The sequence below is a fragment of the Hominimerdicola alba 8 genome (assembly GCF_000178155.2).
Classification (GTDB): Bacteria; Bacillota; Clostridia; order Oscillospirales; family Ruminococcaceae; genus Hominimerdicola; species Hominimerdicola alba_C.
This window is the reverse complement of record NZ_ADKM02000062.1, coordinates 52,125-72,524: the sequence shown is the minus strand read 5'-3', so window position 1 is coordinate 72,524 and position 20,400 is coordinate 52,125. Positions and strand designations below refer to the sequence as shown.

General features: G+C 46.2%; 14 protein-coding genes. 12 read left to right on the top strand and 2 right to left on the bottom strand.

From position 1 onward, the window contains the following. Positions 1-62: 62 nt before the first annotated feature. Positions 63-479 carry a hypothetical protein gene (locus CUS_RS05710; RefSeq protein WP_002848515.1) on the top strand — a complete coding sequence of 139 codons (417 nt, stop codon included), beginning with the start codon at positions 63-65 and terminating at the stop codon, positions 477-479. A 254-nt stretch (positions 480-733) separates the two neighbouring features. Beyond that, positions 734-3,148: a GH36-type glycosyl hydrolase domain-containing protein gene (locus CUS_RS05705; RefSeq protein ID WP_002848532.1), complete on the top strand. Its 2,415-nt coding sequence runs from the start codon at positions 734-736 to the stop codon at positions 3,146-3,148. A 50-nt stretch (positions 3,149-3,198) separates the two neighbouring features. Here CUS_RS05705 and CUS_RS05700 read toward each other — a convergent pair whose 3' ends face one another. Then, positions 3,199-3,900 carry an EcsC family protein gene (locus tag CUS_RS05700; protein ID WP_002848610.1) on the bottom strand — a complete coding sequence of 234 codons (702 nt, stop codon included), beginning with the start codon at positions 3,898-3,900 and terminating at the stop codon, positions 3,199-3,201. A gap of 285 nt (positions 3,901-4,185) precedes the next feature. Here CUS_RS05700 and recG point away from each other — a divergent pair, with 285 nt between their 5' ends. From recG to CUS_RS05660, 8 genes are all read left to right on the top strand, one after another. Continuing rightward, positions 4,186-6,222 (top strand): ATP-dependent DNA helicase RecG, encoded by a 2,037-nt coding sequence (recG, locus tag CUS_RS05695; RefSeq protein ID WP_002848334.1) that lies wholly within the window; start codon positions 4,186-4,188, stop codon positions 6,220-6,222. An 81-nt stretch (positions 6,223-6,303) separates the two neighbouring features. Continuing rightward, positions 6,304-6,927, top strand: coding sequence for a hypothetical protein (locus tag CUS_RS05690; RefSeq protein ID WP_002848192.1), 624 nt, complete (start codon positions 6,304-6,306; stop codon positions 6,925-6,927). Between the two features lie 282 nt (positions 6,928-7,209). Further along, positions 7,210-8,406, top strand: coding sequence for a type II secretion system F family protein (locus CUS_RS05685; protein ID WP_002848482.1), 1,197 nt, complete (start codon positions 7,210-7,212; stop codon positions 8,404-8,406). A 95-nt stretch (positions 8,407-8,501) separates the two neighbouring features. Further along, positions 8,502-10,013 (top strand): pilus assembly protein PilM, encoded by a 1,512-nt coding sequence (pilM, locus tag CUS_RS05680; protein WP_002848197.1) that lies wholly within the window; start codon positions 8,502-8,504, stop codon positions 10,011-10,013. A 75-nt stretch (positions 10,014-10,088) separates the two neighbouring features. Beyond that, positions 10,089-10,814, top strand: a complete 726-nt coding sequence (locus tag CUS_RS05675) for a hypothetical protein (RefSeq protein WP_002848257.1) — start codon at positions 10,089-10,091, stop codon at positions 10,812-10,814. A 141-nt stretch (positions 10,815-10,955) separates the two neighbouring features. Next, positions 10,956-13,418, top strand: a complete 2,463-nt coding sequence (locus CUS_RS05670; RefSeq protein WP_002848526.1) for a hypothetical protein — start codon at positions 10,956-10,958, stop codon at positions 13,416-13,418. 19 nt (positions 13,419-13,437) lie between these two features. Next, the gene (locus tag CUS_RS05665; RefSeq protein WP_002848652.1) at positions 13,438-14,166 is read left to right on the top strand and encodes a type IV pilus modification PilV family protein; all 729 of its coding nucleotides are present in this window, start codon (positions 13,438-13,440) and stop codon (positions 14,164-14,166) included. Positions 14,167-14,181: 15 nt separating this feature from the next. Further along, complete coding sequence (locus tag CUS_RS05660) at positions 14,182-16,359, top strand: PilW family protein (RefSeq protein WP_002848436.1); 2,178 nt, start codon at positions 14,182-14,184, stop codon at positions 16,357-16,359. Positions 16,360-16,502: 143 nt separating this feature from the next. On the opposite strand, the gene CUS_RS05655 is transcribed toward CUS_RS05660, so the two are convergent. Next, the gene (locus CUS_RS05655; protein ID WP_002848572.1) at positions 16,503-17,336 is read right to left on the bottom strand and encodes a prepilin peptidase; all 834 of its coding nucleotides are present in this window, start codon (positions 17,334-17,336) and stop codon (positions 16,503-16,505) included. A 181-nt stretch (positions 17,337-17,517) separates the two neighbouring features. Here CUS_RS05655 and CUS_RS05650 point away from each other — a divergent pair, with 181 nt between their 5' ends. Both CUS_RS05650 and CUS_RS05645 read left to right on the top strand, forming a co-directional pair. After that, positions 17,518-19,197 carry a GspE/PulE family protein gene (locus CUS_RS05650; RefSeq protein WP_002848410.1) on the top strand — a complete coding sequence of 560 codons (1,680 nt, stop codon included), beginning with the start codon at positions 17,518-17,520 and terminating at the stop codon, positions 19,195-19,197. 93 nt (positions 19,198-19,290) lie between these two features. Beyond that, positions 19,291-20,358, top strand: a complete 1,068-nt coding sequence (locus CUS_RS05645) for a type IV pilus twitching motility protein PilT (protein ID WP_002848587.1) — start codon at positions 19,291-19,293, stop codon at positions 20,356-20,358. Positions 20,359-20,400 lie beyond the last annotated feature (42 nt).

Here is a 20,400-nt window from a genome sequence, read left to right as displayed (position 1 = left end):
GAGTATCATCTTCGGTTTTACAGGAATGACCCAAATATTTCTTACTAAAGGAGGATGCCGGCATGAAAAAGAAGATGCTGACAGTGGTCATACTCTGCGTTATAGCGGCGGCTATTGTGGTTTTATTTGCGGTGAAGCACAACAGCGGCGAAAAGCCCGATGTATCTGCCGACAGTGAAACATCTTCTGCCGAACTTATCACTGATGCCGGTGAGATAAAGCGTCTGTTAGATAAATGTATAGAGGAAAACGGCTATGAACTTGGCGTTAGAGTAGAGATACATGATTCACAGGCATGGAATCCCGATTCCGAACCGAATTACGAGTTCGTGATCATCGGGATGCAAGTTGACCATTACAGGCGCGATGAGATAGAGAACTGGGACAAGTACTTTGAAGATGTCAAAGAAGCTGTGGAGAAATGTATTGCTGACAACAATATTGACAGAAAATATGCGATCATAGATCAGCAGGACTGAATAGGATATCACTGTTATAACGAAAAAATTTTCGCACCCGCTGTAATGTGGCGGGTGCGTTTTCATTTATTTTTAATGATTTAATATATCCACATAAATTTAAATCACTGCACTTTGCACTAAAAAATTTACGGATTTTTTTGAAAAAAAGCCCCTGCACCCCCTTGTCAAAAATGCGGATATATGTTACAATGAGACTGGCGTTTATCGCTTGCGGATAATATGAAATTCAAAATTCAAAGGAGAGAAAGACTATGCAGTATGGTTATTTTGACCTGAAAAACAAGGAATATGTCATCACTCGCCCCGATACCCCCGCACCCTGGGCAAACTATCTCGGTTCGCCTGAGTACGGCGCTATCGTTTCAAACAACGGCGGCGGATACAGCTTCGTAAAGAGCGGTGCAAACGGCAGAATTGCAAGGTATCGCTTCAATTCAAACATCGGTCTGCCGGGCAGATATGTTTACATCAGAGATAACGATGCAAAGGATTACTGGTCTGCAACATGGCAGCCTGTAGGCAAGAGCCTTGATGAGTACAAGACCGAGTGCCATCACGGTACTGCTTACACCACCATCAACTCTGAGTACAAGGGCATCAAGTCTGCGCTGACTTACTATGTGCCCCTCAACAAGACTTATGAGGTGTGGAGAATAAAGATCACCAATGACTCTGACAAGGCGAGAAACCTGTCAACTTGGGGCTTTATCGAGTTCACGAACGAGAACAACTATGAGCAGGATCAGGTAAACTTACAGTACACACTGTTCATCACACGCACCTCTTTTGAGGGCAACAAGATAGTTCAGCACATAAACGAGAACAGCGGCAAGGACGAGAACGGTTTTAACCACAAGGAGAGATTTTTCGGTCTGGTGGGCGCTGATGTTTCGGCTTACAACGGCAACCTTGACAGCTTTATAGGCGCTTACAGAGATTACGGCAACCCCATCGCTGTTGAGAACGGCAAGTGCGACAACGTACTGAACTACAACTCCAACGCATGCGGCGCTTTGCAGTCCGACTTCACACTGGCGGCAGGCGAAACTAAGGAACTTATCTACATTCTCGGTCAGAAAGACCCCATCACTGCCGAGAACATCATGGCTGAGTACAAGGCTGAGGGCAAGGTAGATGCTGAGGTCAAGGAACTTGTTGACTACTGGCATGGTCAGCTGAACAACTTCCAGGTAGAAACACCTTCCGAAGAGTTCAACAACATGGTCGATGTATGGAACGCTTACCAGTGCTTCATCACATTCATCTGGTCGAGAGCGGCTTCGTTCATTTACTGCGGTCTGAGAAACGGCTACGGTTACAGAGATACCGTTCAGGATATACAGGGTATCATACACATCAACCCCGAACTGGCGGCTGAGAAGATACGCTTCATGCTGTCTGCGCAGGTATCGAACGGCGGCGGCCTGCCACTCGTTAAGTTCGACCACAGAGCAGGTCACGAAACTTGCCCCGATGAAAACGACGAGAACAGCGTATATGCTAAGGAAACAGGTCACCCGTCTTACAGAGCGGACGATGCGCTGTGGCTGTTCCCGACAATAGTTAAGTATATCGGTGAAACAGGCAACAAGGCATTCCTTGATGAAGTCATCGTTTATGCGGAAGAGGGCGGCGGAGAGGCTACCGTTTACGATCATCTGAAGAACGCTATACGCTTCTCGCAGGAAAGACTGGGCGCACACAAGATGCCCGCAGGTCTGCACGCTGACTGGAACGACTGTCTGAGAATGGGCAAGAAGGGCGAGTCCACTTTCGTTGCTTTCCAGCTGTACTATGCGATGAGCGTTATGAAGGGCTATGCAGAAGAGCGCAAGGACGCTGAGTATGTCAGGTACATCACTGAGGCTCAGGCTGAACTGGGCAAGGCACTGGCTGACTGCTGGGACGAGGACAGATTTATCAGAGGTATACGCGACAACGGCGAGGTAGTCGGCGCGAAGGCTGACCCTGAGGCTTCGATGTGGCTGAACCCTCAGTCATGGTCTGTAATTTCGGGCTTTGCAAGCAAGGAGCAGGCTGAAAAGGCTCTGGAGAGCGTTCACGAGATACTGAACACACCTTACGGCGTAAAGATAATGGAACCGCCTTATGTAGACCACTACTTTGACGGTGCGCTGATGCACATATTCAACCCCGACACTAAGGAGAACGGCGGTATATTCAGCCAGACACAGGGCTGGATAATACTGGCAGAATCGCTGATGGGTCACGGCAACAGGGCGTTTGAGTACTTCCTTGAAAGTGCGCCTGCAAGCATGAACGACAAGGCTGAGCAGAGAGTGCTGGAGCCATACGTACACGGTCAGTTCACCGAGAGCACACGTTCGCCTTATGCGGGCAGGAGCCATGTTCACTGGCTGACAGGCACAGGTTCGACCGTGATGGTAGGCTGTGTTGAGGGTATCTGCGGCATGAGGCCAAACGCTGAGGGTCTGGTGATAAGCCCGTCCATTCCTGCTGAGTGGGACGGCTTCAAGATAGAGAAGAACTTCCGCGGCAAGCACCTGTCCATCGACATACAGAACCCCGACCACGTACAGAGCGGTATCAAGTCGATAACCGTTAACGGCGAGGCAGTTGAGGGCGACTTCGTATGCGAGTGCAAGATGACCGAGCAGACCAATATCACTGTTGTGATGGGCTGATAGATTTATAGAAATAAGAAAGACCGTCCTGTGAGGGGCGGTCTTTTTTGTTATATCTCTAAATCAATAATATCTTTTTCCTCCGGCTCATCATCACTACCAGAAAAATCTCCTTCTATAAACCATTTATAGGCTCTGTTTGAAATGATTGTTGTTTCCGCACAATCAAGACCGCCGCCTATAATAGCGCCGACGCCGGGAATTAGTTTGCCGAGATTTACAATGCCTTTTGAACCAAATTTAGTCAAAAATCTAAATCCGACTTTCTGATTGATTTTAGTAAGAGTTTTGCCGGGAATCTTTTTAACAAGGCTAGTTGCCATTTTTGTCCCGAATTTAATACCAGCCTGCTTGACAAGTTGGTTAACGCTGACACCAGCCAGACAAGCGTAAACAAATGTCTGAGTCTGGTCACAATTAAGATCATAACCACCGATGTAAGCGGTGCATGCGATCATTCGCATCTGAAAATAAATAACACTACCAACGTTAGCAGGAATAGTTACTGGCAACATTATTGCACCACCAAAACCTGATAAAAAACCTGAAGTGGTGCATTTGGCAATTTGATTCTTTAGCATGGCTTTACATGCTATGTCCGGTGAACCGTGTTTTCGCAAATAGTCATCAGCCATTTCTTCAACAGGTTTGCTAGCTTTAGGGATTCCTTTAATGCACTTTCCGTAACAGGAATCAAGCATTTTCATTATGTCATCGTGGGAAATTTTGGTTTTTGTTTCATTTGTTGACATAAGGTACACCTCCTTATTAAAATTTTACCATAATATATTATTGATTTCAATTGGAAAACTATTTAAATGTATTAGGCTTTTTTTATGCACATTGTCGTTAAAAAAATAAATCCGTGAACTATTAAAAGGAAAAAGATACCATTTAAGAGAGCCGAATGTGTTCTGCTCTCTTTTTTTATTATGGGTTTTAGGGACTAATCACAAAAAACATCGCCAACCCCCTTGCAATTTTTGTGAAGATGTGTTATAATATAAACGAAGAAGTATGACAAGGCGGTGTCGGGAATGATTAAGGAGCTTGCAAAGCCCGTGATGTACCTTTCGGGCGTGGGTCCGAAGAAAAGCGAGCTTTACGAGAATATGGGCGTGAAGACCGTCTATGACCTGCTGTATCATTTCCCGCGTTATTACATCGACCTGAATTCGCCGCAGACCATTCGCGATGCGCCGCTGAACGAAACGGTGGTGCTGAAAGGGCGGGTGGTGCGCAAATTGCCCGAAGCTCCCATAAGGCGGGGGCTGTCGGTGTACAAGGCGGTATTCACCGATGATACTGCCGATCTCACGATAGTCATTTACAACGCGGGCTACCTTTTTAAATCGCTGGAAGTCGAGCGGGAGTATTTTCTGGTCGGCAAGCTGACGGGCAACCTGATACGGCGCGAGATAAATTCCCCGCAGATATACCCCGCTGAGGGGACTGACCCCGTTCAGCCCGTTTACAGGCTGACTGAGGGCATCACGCAAAATCTTCTGCGGCAGAACGTGCATGCGGCACTGACTTCACTGGGGGCGCAGATATATGAGCCTGTTCCCGCTGAGATACTGCGTGAGAACGAACTTTGTTCGCTGGGCTTCGCGATGCAGAACATTCATTTTCCCACAGATATGCACACCCTCGAAATGGCGAAAGACAGGCTGGTGTTTGACGAACTGCTGACGCTGGCGCTGGGTATGCTGATGATGAAGAGCAGGTGCCGAGAACATGCGGGCTGTGTGATGACGGGCGAGAGCATCGATGAATATTACAGCGGTCTGCCCTTTGAACTGACCGATGGTCAGAAAAATGCGATAAATGACTGCATAGCCGATATGCAGAAGAATTTCCCGATGAACCGCCTTATCCAGGGCGATGTGGGTTCGGGCAAGACGGCTGTGGCGGCGGGCGCGGCGTTCTTCGCTTACAAGAACGGCTGTCAGACTGCGCTGATGGCTCCCACCGAGATACTGGCGGCACAGCATTATGAAACGCTGTGCGGATTTCTTGAACCGCTGGGCGTGAAAGTCGTACTGCTGACAGGCTCGATGACCGCCAAAAAGAAGGAAAAGGTCAAGGCGGGCATCGCGGCAGGGGAGTACTCGGTGGTGGTAGGTACGCACGCACTGGTGCAGGCAAGCACAACTTTCAAAAAGCTGGGGCTGGTCATAACAGACGAACAGCACCGCTTCGGTGTGGGACAGCGTGCGATGCTGGCGGGCAAGGGGGATAATCCCCACAAGCTGGTAATGTCGGCAACGCCAATACCGAGAACGCTGGCGCTGATGATATACGGTGATCTGGATATATCGGTGCTGAAAGAACTTCCCAAAGGCAGACAGCCTGTTGAAACTTACGCGGTCACGGGCAAGCTGAGGGAGAGGGCTTTCGGGTATGTGAAACAGCATCTCGATGAAGGCAGGCAGGGTTATATAGTCTGCCCGATGATAGAGGAAAGTGCGGCTGACCTGCAAGATGTCAAAAGCTACGCGAAAAATCTTTCGGAGGGCTTTTTCAAGGACTACCGTGTGGGTCTGCTGCATGGCAGGCTCGCACCCGACAAAAAGGAAAAGGTCATGAAGCAGTTCAAGGAACATGAACTTGACCTGCTGGTTTCGACAACTGTTGTCGAGGTCGGGGTAGATGTGCCGAATGCGGCGATAATGGTCATCGAAAATGCGGACAGGTTCGGGCTTTCGCAGCTGCATCAGCTGCGCGGGCGTGTGGGCAGAGGGCAGTTCAAGTCGAGCTGCATACTGATAACCGATAACCCGACTGAGGAAGTCGTTCAGCGGCTAAAGATACTTTCAAAGAGCCATGACGGTTTTGAAATATCGCAGGAAGACCTGAAACTGAGGGGTCCCGGTGATTTCTTCGGCAGCAGGCAGCATGGTCTGCCGAAGATGAAGATAGCTGATATGTCGCAGAACATGGATGTTCTGGTAAAGGCGCAGGCGGCGGCTAAGGTGATACTCGATAAAGACCCGCAGCTGGACACCCCGCAGAACAGTGGTCTTAAGGAGCTTGTTGAGCATCTTTTTGAACAAAATGTTTCAAACGACTGATTTGTATAAAATAAATAAAAGTTTGTGTAAGTACGGTGAAAAGTAAAGTGCCGATACTTTACATTCGGGAGGCTGATAGACATGGGCAGCGAAAGCTATGACTGGCTGCGTTTCATAGTCGGCTATACTCTGGCAAGACTTGGTCTGTTGCTGGCGCTGGTGCTGTTCGGGGCGTTCACGGGGGCGGTATTGTTCCCGTCGCTGGTGACATTCCTGCCCTATTCGATGGTCGGGGTGAAGAACTTCCTGACACAGCCGAATGTGGAATCCGTTATAGGAACAGTGGTGATATGCCTGTTCCTGATATGGGTGTTCTTTGACGATGCGCGAAAGCATACAGCTTATGAAGAGTGGAGCATGACGACCATACTGACGGTGCTGATACTGATAGGCATGTTTTACTTCATCCCCGCTATCTTCCGCGATTCTTTCCACGCTGAGGGCAAGGGTGAAGTCTTCTACATGGTGCTCTATTATCCCGCAAAATGGGTGACGGAAGTCTGCGGCGGGAATTATCTGATAGGGGTGCTGGGGTCGATAATAGTACTGCTCGGCACTGCACTGGTGACTTATGTGGCGTCCTACAAGATATATGTCAAAAAGCACCCTGTACTGCTTTCGGGCGGCGGTCGTTCGGCTGCGGCTGAAAGCGAAGAGAACGGTATTTATGATGATGAAAATGACCCCGCTGAGAATGACGGGTAACAGTTTATGTCAACGGGTACAAAAAAAATCCCGGTGCTGCTTAATTTTTTGTAAAAATGTTAAATCAGCTATCTTTATAGTAAGAACTGACTAAAAAAATCATTAGTATTTTGTGAATAAAATTACAAAAAAATTGGCATTAAGTCTTGTAAAAAAATCAAAAAAATGATATAATGATAAAAATATGTTTTGTGGTTTTATGCCTTGATGTGTTTTGGTGCATCGAAGAGTCAGACGGCATGGGCTGTGAAGCATTAAAATGGTGGAGGTGTATCTACAAATATGAAGAATTATAGCTACGTCGCTAAGGATACCACGGGCAAGACCATAAAAGGTACCTACGAGGCTGAAAATGAGCAGGAACTGCTTGACAAGATCTATGAGCAGGGATTGTTCTGTGTAAGCTATAACGAGGCTTTGGGCGGCGGCAAAAAAACTGCCCATAAGTTCAAGACGGCTGAACTGGCATACTGCTGCAGACAGCTGTCGGCAATGATGTCGTCAGGTCTGACGATAGTCAAGGCGCTCGATATCCTTTATAAAGAGGAAGAGAACAAGGGCGCTAAGGCAGTCTGGAGAGATGTCTACGAAGACGTACAGAAGGGCGAGAGCTTTTCGGGTGCGCTGGAGGCAAAGCGAGGCTGCTTCCCCGACTTCTTCATCTCGATGGTAGATGCGGGCGAGATCTCAGGTTCGCTCGATGTTACCATGAAGAGATTGCAGGAGTACTATGCAAACAGCAACAAGCTGAACAACAAGGTCAAGGGTGCTATGATCTACCCTTGCGTTCTGCTGGTACTGGTAATCGTTCTGGTACTTGCGATGAGCGTTTTCATACTGCCTATATTCAGGAGTATGATGCCGGAAGACAACTTGAACGTTTTGCAGAAGGCTCTGTTCGGTTTCAGTGATTTCGTGATCAAGAAGTGGTATGCACTGCTGATAGGTGTAGTTGTGCTGGTGCTTGCATGGACATACGCGATGAAGGTAGAGTCGGTAAAACTGAAATTCGATTACATGAAGATCAAGATGCCTCTGGTAGGTCCTCTGATGGTAAAGATAGCCGAAGGCCGTTTCTCAAGAACACTTTCGTCCCTTTACTCCAGCGGTATACCGATGGTAGACTGCCTTGAAAGATCCTCGAGGATACTTAACAATACGTATATCGATAAGATGTTCCTTCAGGTAGTTGACGAGGTCAAGCAGGGTTCTCCCGTTTCGACCGCACTTTCAAAGACTGAGATATTCGAGGGCATGTTCTGCTCGATCATCTATGTCGGTGAAGAGTCGGGCGCGCTGGACGACATACTCGAAAAGACCGCGGACTTCTACGAGGAAGAAGCAGACGCAGCCGTTACAAGACTGGTCGGTCTGATGGAACCTCTTATGATCATTATCCTTGGTGTCGGCATAGGTCTTGTACTTGCCGCTATATTCCCGATGCTTTACGGTGGTATTGCAGAAATGGAAAAGGAATAATGTACGTCGGGGCTTCAAGCCTCGCGTATATAATTACCGTCCTGAAAAGGGCGGAGATAAATCGTAAAAATTTTTATATTGAGGTGAAGGAATAAATGCTATCATTTGACTTTTCTGATAGGCAGATCAACATCGTAAAAGGTGACAATACAGCTAACAAGATCCGCATCGACAACTCGACTTCCGTAATGGTGCCTGAGGACATGATCGTTAACGGTGAAGTTATCCAGCTTTCGGGTCTGTCCGAACTGCTGCTGACTCAGCTGAGAAGTGAGCAGATGATGGACAGAGATGCTATCGTAACATTCTCGTCCAGCAATATCGTATTCAAGGAACTTATCGTTCCTAAGGCTAAGGGTGCCGAGTTCCTGCAGATGGTACAGAACCACATGAGTCAGGAAATGGGTATATCCAACGAGTATTCGATCTCATATACTGTTGTAGGTGAAGCAGGCGAAGATAATCCCGGTGCGGTAAAGGTACTGGCTACTGCGTGCCCGAGTTCGATAGTTGAAGGTTTCAGAAAGCTGTTCGCTGTTATGAACATCAATCTGAGAAGCGTTAACATCGGCTGTAACTCCATCGCGAGAATAGTTCTGGCTGATAAGTCGAATGCCGACAAGATGCCGCTGCTGGTTTGCCAGCTGGACAACAACTTCCTGGGTCTGACACTGTTCGAGAACGGACAGATGGCTTTCGCAAGATACGTACCGATCTCGCCTGATGAATATGATGCAGATGATTACGTGCTCGAAGCTCTGAACGAGAACATCTTCAGAATGGAGCAGTTCAACAAGGCAAGAGGCGGCTCAGGTCTGGCTAACGTTATCCTCTATGGTTTCATAGATGATTACATGAAGATAGTTGATGCTCTGGACGGTCTGGATATCAAGGCTTCTGTTCTTGGTACACCCGCTCAGATAACAGGCTACGAGAACTTTGAGTTCACTGTTTTCGCAAATGCGATCGGCGCACTCTACAGAAGAAACAAGCAGACTGAGAGGATAAACCTCCTCGAAGTTGACAGAACTACCAGCAAGGAAGCATCTTCGGGTATAAGTTCTATGCTTACCACAGCAGGTATACTGGCTGCGGCATCTGCGATACTGATCGCGGCTGTTTACGGCTTTATCTCGCTGAGAGCATCGGGCATCGACAAGGAAACCGAGAAGGTCGAGGCTGAGAATGCTAAGCTCGAAGCGCAGGTAAAGGCTAACGAGGTACTGCATAACAGACTGGAAATGATCAATACATATAAGAACTATGTTAAGACGGTTCAGCTGGATATCGACACACTTCCTCAGCTTACAAAGGATAAGTTCGACAAGATACAGGAAGTTATCGACAAGCATGAGGCTACATACACCGATATCGCATTCGATCTGAACAACGGCGCTTACACGATCTCACCCGTTACTGTAAAGGAAAAAGAAGAAGTCAAGAAACTGGTCGATGATCTCAAGGCTATTGATTTCGTTGCCAATGTTGACTACTATGATTACAGAGTAGTTGAACCTCAGACAAAGGGTGACGAAGAAGTCAAGGAAGAGGATAAGACTATTCAGATAAGCAATCTTGTATTGTATTTTATGGAAGAGGGTGAATGATAAATGAAGCTGAATTATCGTGATAGGATCTTACTTACTATACTGATCGTAATTTTTGTTTGGGCAATTGGTGTAATGTTTTTCATTAAGCCCGCGATAGAAGGTCTTCAGGATTCACAGACAGCGCTGGATAATGCAAAGTCCACCAGATCTGACCTGAAGAAGAGGATCAAGGAGGACGAAGGTCTTCCTGACAGGATCAAAGAGGCATACAACGAAGTTACAAAGATGACTGAGTCGTTCTACGATATCCAGGAAACTCAGGTAGCATCGCAGCAGATAGATGACCTGCTGGCAAGCGACGAGATCACAAACCTTGATATCACCATCTCGCCATATTCCAACCACCCGATCACTCCTTACGTTTATGTAGATCCAACTATCGTTACTGAGTCGGATCTGCTGGTAGAGGGTTATGTTAACGAGGGCGCACCTGTTGTAACACCCGAAACGGCTCCCACTGAGGGTGAGGTCGTTGCAGCACCTGCGGCTATCGGTTCTTACGAGATAACCTTCAACTTTAAGGGTAAGGTAGATAAGGTACAGGAATTCTGCGACCACATGAAGAGCAAGAACGATCAGAAGACTATGACCGTATCGAGCATTTCCTACCAGTTCGAGAAGGAAGAAAAAGAGGAAGGCAAGGAAGGCAAGGAAGGCGAGGAGTACTCCGAAGAGGATGTATCCGGTTCCTGCACACTGACCATGATGGTAGTCAAGAAGCTGCCTGATCCTGATACTCTGGGCAATTCTAAGGATTCTAAGGAAACTAAGGAAACCGAAGAGAGCAAGAAGGATTAAGGTCACAGATCAAGGTTATAGCATTTGGTGGGCGGAAACTACCTCCGCCTGCCAAATACTGCTATAAATAATGATTAAAATTTCTAATTTTGATCATGAAAGTCGGGAAAAAATTTTATTAAGAAAGGTGGTAATTGTGTTATGAGAAGAAAACACAAGTCCAATCGACAGGGCGCAGTTCTCATGACAGTGACGATCGTAGCGGTAATGATGGTAGTTATCGTGGGCGCAGCGATCTCGCTGGTGGCGCATACCAATTCCAGGACCAATGAAGAGTATCGCAAAAAACAAGCGTATTTTGCGGCTTCATCGTGTTTGGAGGCGTTCGTTGTAAAGGAAACGAACATGATAGCTGACGGCACATACACGAATGATTTCATTCAGCAAAAGCTCGATGAACTTCGTGACATAGCTAAGTCGGGTACGACTGCAACGGTCAAGATCGGCGAGCTGAATGGTGCGGGCGAGGTAGATGAGGGCAATCTTATCGGTGCAAAACACGCCAGATGGAACGACATAACAGTAACCCTGAGAGTTGTGAAGATAGAAGGTAGCAATTACAGCTTAAAGGCTATTGCTGTTGGTAAGTATCTCGGCAAAGAGGCAAAGGTAGTTGCTTACATGTCTACCAAGGAACTGGCAATGGGTAAAACTGTTCCGGGTGCACTGGAGATCATCGGTACTAACGGCGGTGGTAACTCATCGTACAACAACATCAGCGTATATGGTAATACATCTGCACCTCTGTTAGAGTCGCACAATGTAAATACCATATATTCGGTAACAAAGAATAACTCAAAGTTCTACGGTGATACCAGCATCTATGGTACACTGGCATTTTCGGGCGGTTCGCCTAAGATGACTTCTAACCCCTACTATGTACCCGGTAAGGACAATGGTCAGACAAAGGGCTGTACACTTTATGTTTCGAGATCCTTTACAATGAACCAGAACACAGGCAGTCTGACCAGTAAATACGTAAAAGAGCGAAACGCTGTCGACCCTACGAAATATGATGTTGCACCCAAGGGTGAAAATGCTTTCAACTACATTCAGGTAGATGAGGCAATGTGTATGATGGGTGATCAATGTTTTGTTGGCGAAACTAGTCATGAGATCGACATTTACACACATCTGTTCTCTATGGGTTCTCACCCCAGTGCTATCACACTTACAAACGGTGATAATCTGCTTGATGCAATGGCAGCGTCAGTTACCAATAAAGTAGATGATTATAAGGCAACGGTAAATGGCGGTGGTAACGGCAATGGTATCAAGGTATATGGCAACATATATGTCCGCAAACTGAATGACGTTTTTGACGGTTCAGCTTATTTGGGCGCTGCTTCAGAGGGCAACAACTGTAAGATCATTGGTGACCTGTATGTTGAAGGCGATGTACATGTACTGAAGGGTTTTACAATTGATGGCAACATTTACATCAAGCCTAAGGGTGGTGCTGCTGATACTATTGCTAACAGGGTATTTGGTTATTCAAACCTAACGTTTGAAAACAGCGGCAAAGTTGAGTTTGTAGACTGGACGCTTCTGGGAGGCAGAGCAACTGTTCCTAACAACTTCGCGCCCTTGCCTTACTACTACTATCCTGAGCATATGATGTGCCTGCCCGGTGAATCGGGTATGACAGTTTCGACTATCTGCAATACCTACAAGAATTTCTATGAATCAGACGGCGTAACTCTGAAACCAGCAAGCGACACTACACCTCATTTGACAACAGATGATAATGGTAAACCTACTGATACCGTGAATTTTGAAAGCGATGTTGATGTTTCAGATTCTAATGGCAATACAAAGCACTTTACTGTTGTTGCCAAGAAGAGTTTTGTACTGGGCGGCAATGGACAGAAGATAAATAATGCTTCTATTCTTGTTGACCTTGATAATGCAGAAGCAAATGCAGACGGCAGACATGATATCGTAATCATACTGGGTAACAACACAACTGTTATGAATAACCTCGAAATAATCGTTAAGAACCAGAATCACGATTCTGAAGGCGATGACCCGAGATTCTGCTACCTTGTATCTGATTCGGGCGTTGGTATTGTAAATAATGAGTATGCCACTCAGGCACCTTTAAGGACCAAAGAATCCACCTACAGCAATTTCATTGCTAAACCTTACTTCAACTCCAACAACAGATTTAATCTGCAGGAGTGGGATACCTATTTTGAGGTTCAAAAAGGTCACGGTCTGAATCCTACAGACAAGGAATACAATGACCCTGATATTTACGACCTGCCTCACGGCTGCATAATCATGCTGCTGACTGAGGGCGCTACATTCGTTGCACCTCAGGAAACCTACATGCAGTGCACCATATATGGTCCGAGAGCAACTTTCCAGTGGACAAATAATGGTAAGAGTCTTAAGATCTACCCGGCAGCTGAGGACGGTGTGGACAGCATAATGACCAACATCATAGGCAGCTGTATCATACAGAACTTTGTTACAAGCGACAACAACAATACTATAGTTTACAACCCCGTATCTTCAAAGAGTATGGTGGCTGTTGCACACGGTTTCGCAGAATCACTTGCAGACAGAACATTTACTCTTGACAGGTATGACAGTTATTAAGTCGTAGGAGGTGTCACTCATGAAAAAGAATAACAAAGGTATGACATTGGTTGAGTGTATCATCGCTATGGCTGTTTTCGCAGTTGCAACTACCGGTTTTACAATGGCTGCGACTAGCTGCATAAGAGCGCAGATAAAGTCGCACGCCAGAAACCGTATCGCAAATGAACAGACAACTAACCTTGAACATTTCTCCAATTATTCAAAGGTCATTGACCCTACGCTGCTGAACGTTAAGGAAATGCCTGAAAAATACGGTGTCAGCTTCGATTTCGGAACTATTAAGGTCGTAAACAAGGATGTTTATGGTTACACGGCGCTCGCTGATCCCGAAGACAAGACCTATCAGCTCAGCTTTATCTCACCTATCGAGCGTGTAACTGTTCTTCCGGGCGAATGGTGGATAACCATTTATAATGCTGATCCGACTGACAAATCGTTTGATATTTATGCTCAGCCCGGCTTTATATTTTTTAACAATGAGAAAGAAGATGCAGGTACTGAATCCTTAGATCGTATATATCCTGCTAACGGCGGCATGAGGAAGATAGGTATAAGGAATATTAGCGGTGATAATAGCAGTGCGCTGGTGATAAGCGATAATTCTACGAAAAGTCAGACTATTAATCTTGTGGATTATGCTACAGAGAAGAATACTGACAATACCGCCGGTTATGTTTCGATTTACTATGAGAATGGTGAATTCGTAAATAAGGAAACCTATGAATCAAATCATGCGGGAGAGTAAAGGGGGCGCTTAACGATGAAGACTAACAAAAAAGGTTTTACCCTGATAGAACTCATCATCGTATCGACCATAATGGTCATGATAATGGGCGCGATACTCAATTTTATTCAGCCGATGAATAATTTCTATCAGAGAACACTTTACAATTCTGATGCCAACGATGTCGGAAATATCTTACAGGATACTTTTGAGTCACAGATCAGATATGCTACAAATATCTGCGTGCTTGAAGGTTATGAGGGTGTGCCTGCTGTCGTTGACGGCTACCTGAGAGATTCGACAGGCGGTAAGGCTATCAACGCGAAGTACACTGATGTTATAGTGATCGATAACGACAGTCTTCGCGGCAGTGTAATGGCAGGCTACGATGAAAACGGAAATGTAGCTCACAGAAAGCGTGCAAGAGGTCAACTGCTGTATGCACCGCTCAATAAGGACGGTATCGATATGGATAAGCTGGAGATAGTCGGCGGCGAGCCTCTTTACAGCGACATGAAATGCGAGTTTGAGGGCTACATCAACGTTGATGATTCGAAGAACAACTGTCTGACTCTCAGTTCAAAGCTATACAAGCCTGAGGGCAACGGTACCAGCTATGATTTCAAAAAGTTGATATTCAATCAGAAACGAGATTTTGAACTGGTAAACATAAACCTCAGATCGGATGTCATTACGAAATACTCAAAATATTCAGCTGAATATTATACAACAAGAGTTGATACTAATGATCCTACAAAGTATCTTGCGCAGACACTGGATTACGCCAAGTTTGCAAGAGAAAGCACATCAACTTCTTCAAACCCCAATGTCAGCTATTTGTACAACGGAAATGACGAGAACGGCAACGCTATCTCGTTCACTTACATCTTCTATACTAAGTCAGTGCCTGATAATGAAAAGGTGACTATAACTGTCAAGCACGAAGATGGTGCTACAATCGCGGAAAAAACTGATTTTACTTCGGGCAGTATTGTCACCGATGCGATGCTGACGGAGTGGAAGACCCTCGCAAATTCTCCTGCTTATGTTGGTCTGCATCAGATTGGCAGTGACTGGTATCGTATAACATTCAAATACTTTGATGCTAACGGCGCTGATTTTGAAACTATAAAAGATGCGGCGATCACCAATGACCTTGAACTTATCGCAAGATATGATAAGCAAATAGTGCCTTCACCGAGCTTCTGGGTAAAATTCTATGACCGTTTTGACGACTCAAACGTATGGATAGATGATGCCAACGGCAAATACAATTCCAACCCTTACTGGAGCGTTCCTATCTACACTCCTGTATGCAGTGAGGGTGACGATGTACTTGATTCAATTGAGGTAAAATACCCCGGCGGTGACGGTGTACACGAATTCGACCACTGGGAAGATGGTTCGGGCAATGTTCTTGCTTTAAATGAACTGGGCACAACGTCCCACGGTAATAATCTGTACTATAGAACGATCTATGGCGATGAGGAGTATTTTGCGGTTTACAAGGATCCTGCTGTACTGACATTCGTAGATGAAACTGATGCAGAACTGAATCCGTCCGGTGATAGCGACGTTGTAACTATAAGACATTCTGCGACAGGTAATGAGGTAACTTTAAGCAGTGAATTCACGACCAGTCCTGAAATTCAAGCGTTTATTAATGCGAAGACAGCAGCAAAAAAGACAATTACTTGGAAAGTTTACGATTCAAGTAATAATTATGTGGCTGATCTCGAAACAATGAGCAGTTTCCCTGATACTGAGAATAACTTCTGGGTTAAGCCAGAACTTGGAGATATGCCTGCAGCGACATTACCATCATCTGTAATAGAAACTGAGAAAAATGTTTCTAATTTGGCTTATTATGCTGGAACTGAAAAAGTAGGCAATGATTATAAAAACTTTCATTATCCAACTGTAAATTTGAAATTTTCATATAGAAATAATTCAGATACAGATATTGATAATGTTACTATTACAGTTGAGGTAGAATTTAATGTAGATATTGAAAGTTTGGGTGTGGTTGTTTCTGATGAAAATGGTAGCGTTTCACTTTCTGGAAATAAGCTGTACATTACTAAAACAGGAAATCTTCCCAAGTATCAGAGTGATTATATCTCACTAGGATGTAAGGTACAATATATTGAGAAAATCTATGATGAGCAGGCAGCAAAAGATATGTTGAAAGTTTTAAATGTAAAGCATTATTGATTTAATCAATTTCACAAGCGGCTGGATAAGCCGCTTGCTGAAAAGATCCCCGCGAGGGTTCTCGCGAGGACCTTTTGAGCAAAACAAGCTCTATAAAATGGGCAAAAAAATACCGCTGATCGCTCAGCGGATATTTTTGATTATCAGAATATTGATGCTATCAAAGCAGTGGTTTCACTGAGCGTTTCGTTCAGCCCTGTGAAATCCATGTACCATGCGGTGATGCTGTCACCGTAAAGTGCGGCGACTGCGATGCCCAGCGAAAGGTAAGGTCCGAAGGCGAATACCGAATTGCCGTTGGCATGCTTGAGTATCACGCCGCACACCGAGCCGACTATCAGGGCTATCGCCATTGCGACCAGTATGTTCGGTGCACCGAGAAACAGACCGCCAGCCGCCATGAGGTAGACATCACCCATGCCCATCGCCTTTTCATGGCTTACCAGTGCGATGACCAGCAACGGTATGCTGACGACGAATGCACCCAGTATCATCGCGGAGAGCGACAGCGGTGCAGCACTCTGGCAGAGCAGGAACTTCGGTATGGCGAGCACGCCGATGAATACCACGACCCATGTGTTTATCAGCTGAGTATCCCAGTCCATGAAGAATACTACGATCAGTGCTGAGGTCATCAGTGACACCAGCGCGGCGTAAAGCGGGCTGATGACTACATCAAAATGCAGGAATATCAGCAGGTAGCAGACACCGTTGAGCAGCTCGACCACTGTGTAGCGCGGCGATATTTTCGCACCGCAGGCGTGGCACTTGCCACGCAGCATGCACCAGCTTATGACAGGTATCAGGTCACGTTTCCTGATAGGTGTGCCGCAGGTCATGCAGTGCGAATTGCTCTTTATCAGGCTTTCGCCCAAAGGCAGGCGGTAGATGCAGACATTGAGAAAACTGCCGATACACACGCCGAACAGAAAGACGAACACGTAGATGATAAATGTGAATATCATCTCATTATCCATAATAAATAAGCCTCCTTTCCGTAAGAATTGATCTGCTATTCGCATTTCATATATATATTTTAACACAATTTAACATGAATTACAAGAGGTATTAAGAATTTAAGAATTTATTCAAAAAATTATTTTATCCGCAGTGCAGAGATCCGTGTTGCACACTGAGGCGGAAGACAGGAGAGTATCTATGAGAAACGGACCAATTGGACAATATCTGGTAGAAAAGGGTCTGCTCAGTGAAGAAGATCTGAAGGCAGTTCTTGACCGTCAGAAAGCCGAAGGCAACGGTAAGAAGTTCGGTGATCTTGTCATCGAAATGAAACTGGTCAGTGATGTGGATTTCGCAAAAACACTGGCTGAAAGAATGAATGTAGAGTTTGTGGATATCGACAACACTCCGCTGAATGCTGAGATAGTCAAGATGATACCTGAACAGACTGCAAGAAAGTACAATGTTATCGCAGTCAGGAAGATAGGCAGGCGTATGATCGTTGCTACCGATGACCCGATGAACTTCTACATTTTTGAAGACCTGAGAGTTCAGACAGGCTGTAACATCACCGCTCACCTTGCTACGAAGAGTGCTATCAACAGAGCGATCGGTAAGATGTACTCGGAGGGTGCGGCTGCGAAGGTGGCTGAGGAAGCTACTGCGGAGAAGGAAGAAGAATCGATCAACCTCAACGAGATCGACCTCAGTTCTGACCGTGTTGACAATGCGCCTATCGTTAAGCTGGCGACTGCGATCGTTGAACAGGCATATCGTCAGGGTGCGACCGATATACATATCGAGCCTTTCAAGGACTTCACAAAGATCAGAGTGCGTGTCAACAGTGACTTGATACCTCTGATGGAAAACATCGATGCAAGACTGCATGTTTCGCTGGTAACAAGATTCAAGATCCTTTCAGGTATGAACATCGCCGAAAAGCGTATACCTCAGGACGGTCGTATGTCGCAGACGATCGACGGCACCGTTGTTGACCTCCGTGTATCCAACCTGCCAATGGTTTACGGCGAGAAGGTCGTTCTCCGTATACTTGCGGGCGACAGTTCGGTAAGAAGGATACAGGATCTTGGTATGACCGACTATAACTATAAGCGTTTCGTATCCTGCCTTAAGGTGCCTCAGGGCGTTGTTCTGGTCACAGGACCTACAGGTTCAGGTAAATCTACCACACTGTATGCGGCGCTGGGCGAGATCGCTAAGCCTAACCTGAACGTTATCACAGTCGAAGACCCTGTCGAGAAGAAGATAGCTAATATAAATCAGTGTCAGATAAATGAGAAAGCGGGCATGACCTTTGCGGCGGCTCTGCGTTCGATACTTCGTCAGGACCCTGATATCATAATGATCGGTGAGATGCGTGATACCGAAACAGCAGAGATCGGTATAAGAGCCGCTATCACAGGACACCTTGTTCTTTCAACTCTGCATACAAACGATGCTTCATCGACCGTTACAAGACTTGTTGATATGGGCGTTGATGCCTACATGGTGGCAACTTCGCTGATCGGTGTCGTTGCACAGCGACTCACTAAGGTCGTTTGCCCGAACTGCCGCGAGGGTTACATGTCAACTCCCGAAGAAAACGATCTTATGGAGATCTCGGAGAGCGTGCCGATCTACAAGGCTAAGGGCTGCCCGAAGTGTACCAACGGTTACGTAGGACGTACCGCTATACACGAGATACTTCTGGCGACACCAAAGATGAAGGAGATAATCACTGCGGGCGCTAAGAATGAGGAGATACAGGAACTTGCCAGACAGGAAGGCTGCCGTCTGCTGAGAGATAACGTTTCTGAGCTGGTACAGCAGGGCAGAACTACCATCGACGAGCTGGTGCGTGTAACATACGCAGTTTAATTATTGTGAATTTAGGTGGCTGTGGAGGAATGCTGACCGCCGGGAGAATGCCGGACAGCCGTCTGTAAATATATTGTTTGGAGGTATAAACAAATGGCAATTGATATTAACAAGATACTGGACGAATCCAGAGCACTGGGCTGCTCGGACTTGCACTTTACCGTTGGTATTCCCCCTATAGTAAGACAGGGCGGTAACCTGAGAAAGCTGTCCAGCTATCCTGATATGACCGAGATCGAAATACTCAGAGTATGCGAGGATATGTGTAATGATAAGCAGAGGCAGCAGATCAAGGACAGGATCGATACCGACTTTACATATGTATCCAGCAGAGGTTTCCGTCACAGAGTTAACGTTTACCACCAGAGAGGCAACACAGCTATCGCTATCCGTCTGCTGAGAAACGATATACCTACTCTGACCGATCTCGACCTGCCTCCCGTACTGGCAGAGTTCGTTATGCGTCCTCGTGGTCTGGTGCTCGTTACAGGTCCTACCGGTTCGGGTAAATCTACCACACTGGCTGCGATGATCGACCATGTTAATATCCACAAGTCTTCTCACATAATCACTGTTGAAGACCCTATCGAGTATATGCACTCACACAAGAGATGTATGATAAACCAGAGAGAGATCGGACCCGATGTACCCAGCTTCTCTATGGCGCTGAGAGCTGCCCTCCGTGAGGACCCTGATATCATACTCGTCGGAGAAATGCGTGACTTTGAAACTATCGAAGCTGCTGTAACTGCCGCAGAAACAGGTCACCTTGTTATGTCTACTCTGCATACGACCGATGCGGCTTCCACCATCGACCGTATCATCGACGTTTTCCCTGCTCACCAGCAGCACCAGATCAGAACTCAGCTGGCATCGGTACTGGTCGGCATCTGTACACAGACACTTTGCCGTACTTTCGACGGCACAAGCCGTGTAGCTTGCTGTGAGATACTGAACGCTACCGACTCCATCAAGGCTATGATCCGTGATGATAAGGTACACCTGATCGGTTCTGCTATGCAGACAGGTCGTGCTGTCGGAATGCAGACTATGGATCAGGAGTTGGCTAAGCTGGTCAGAAACAGAGTTATTTCTAAGGAAGTTGCTCTTGAAAAGTGCGTAAACGCCAACGACCTCAACAGATATATCCAGCAGGGCTAATTTTAAGGACTAGCCTGTCCGATGTGAAGTCGGCGGGGATAT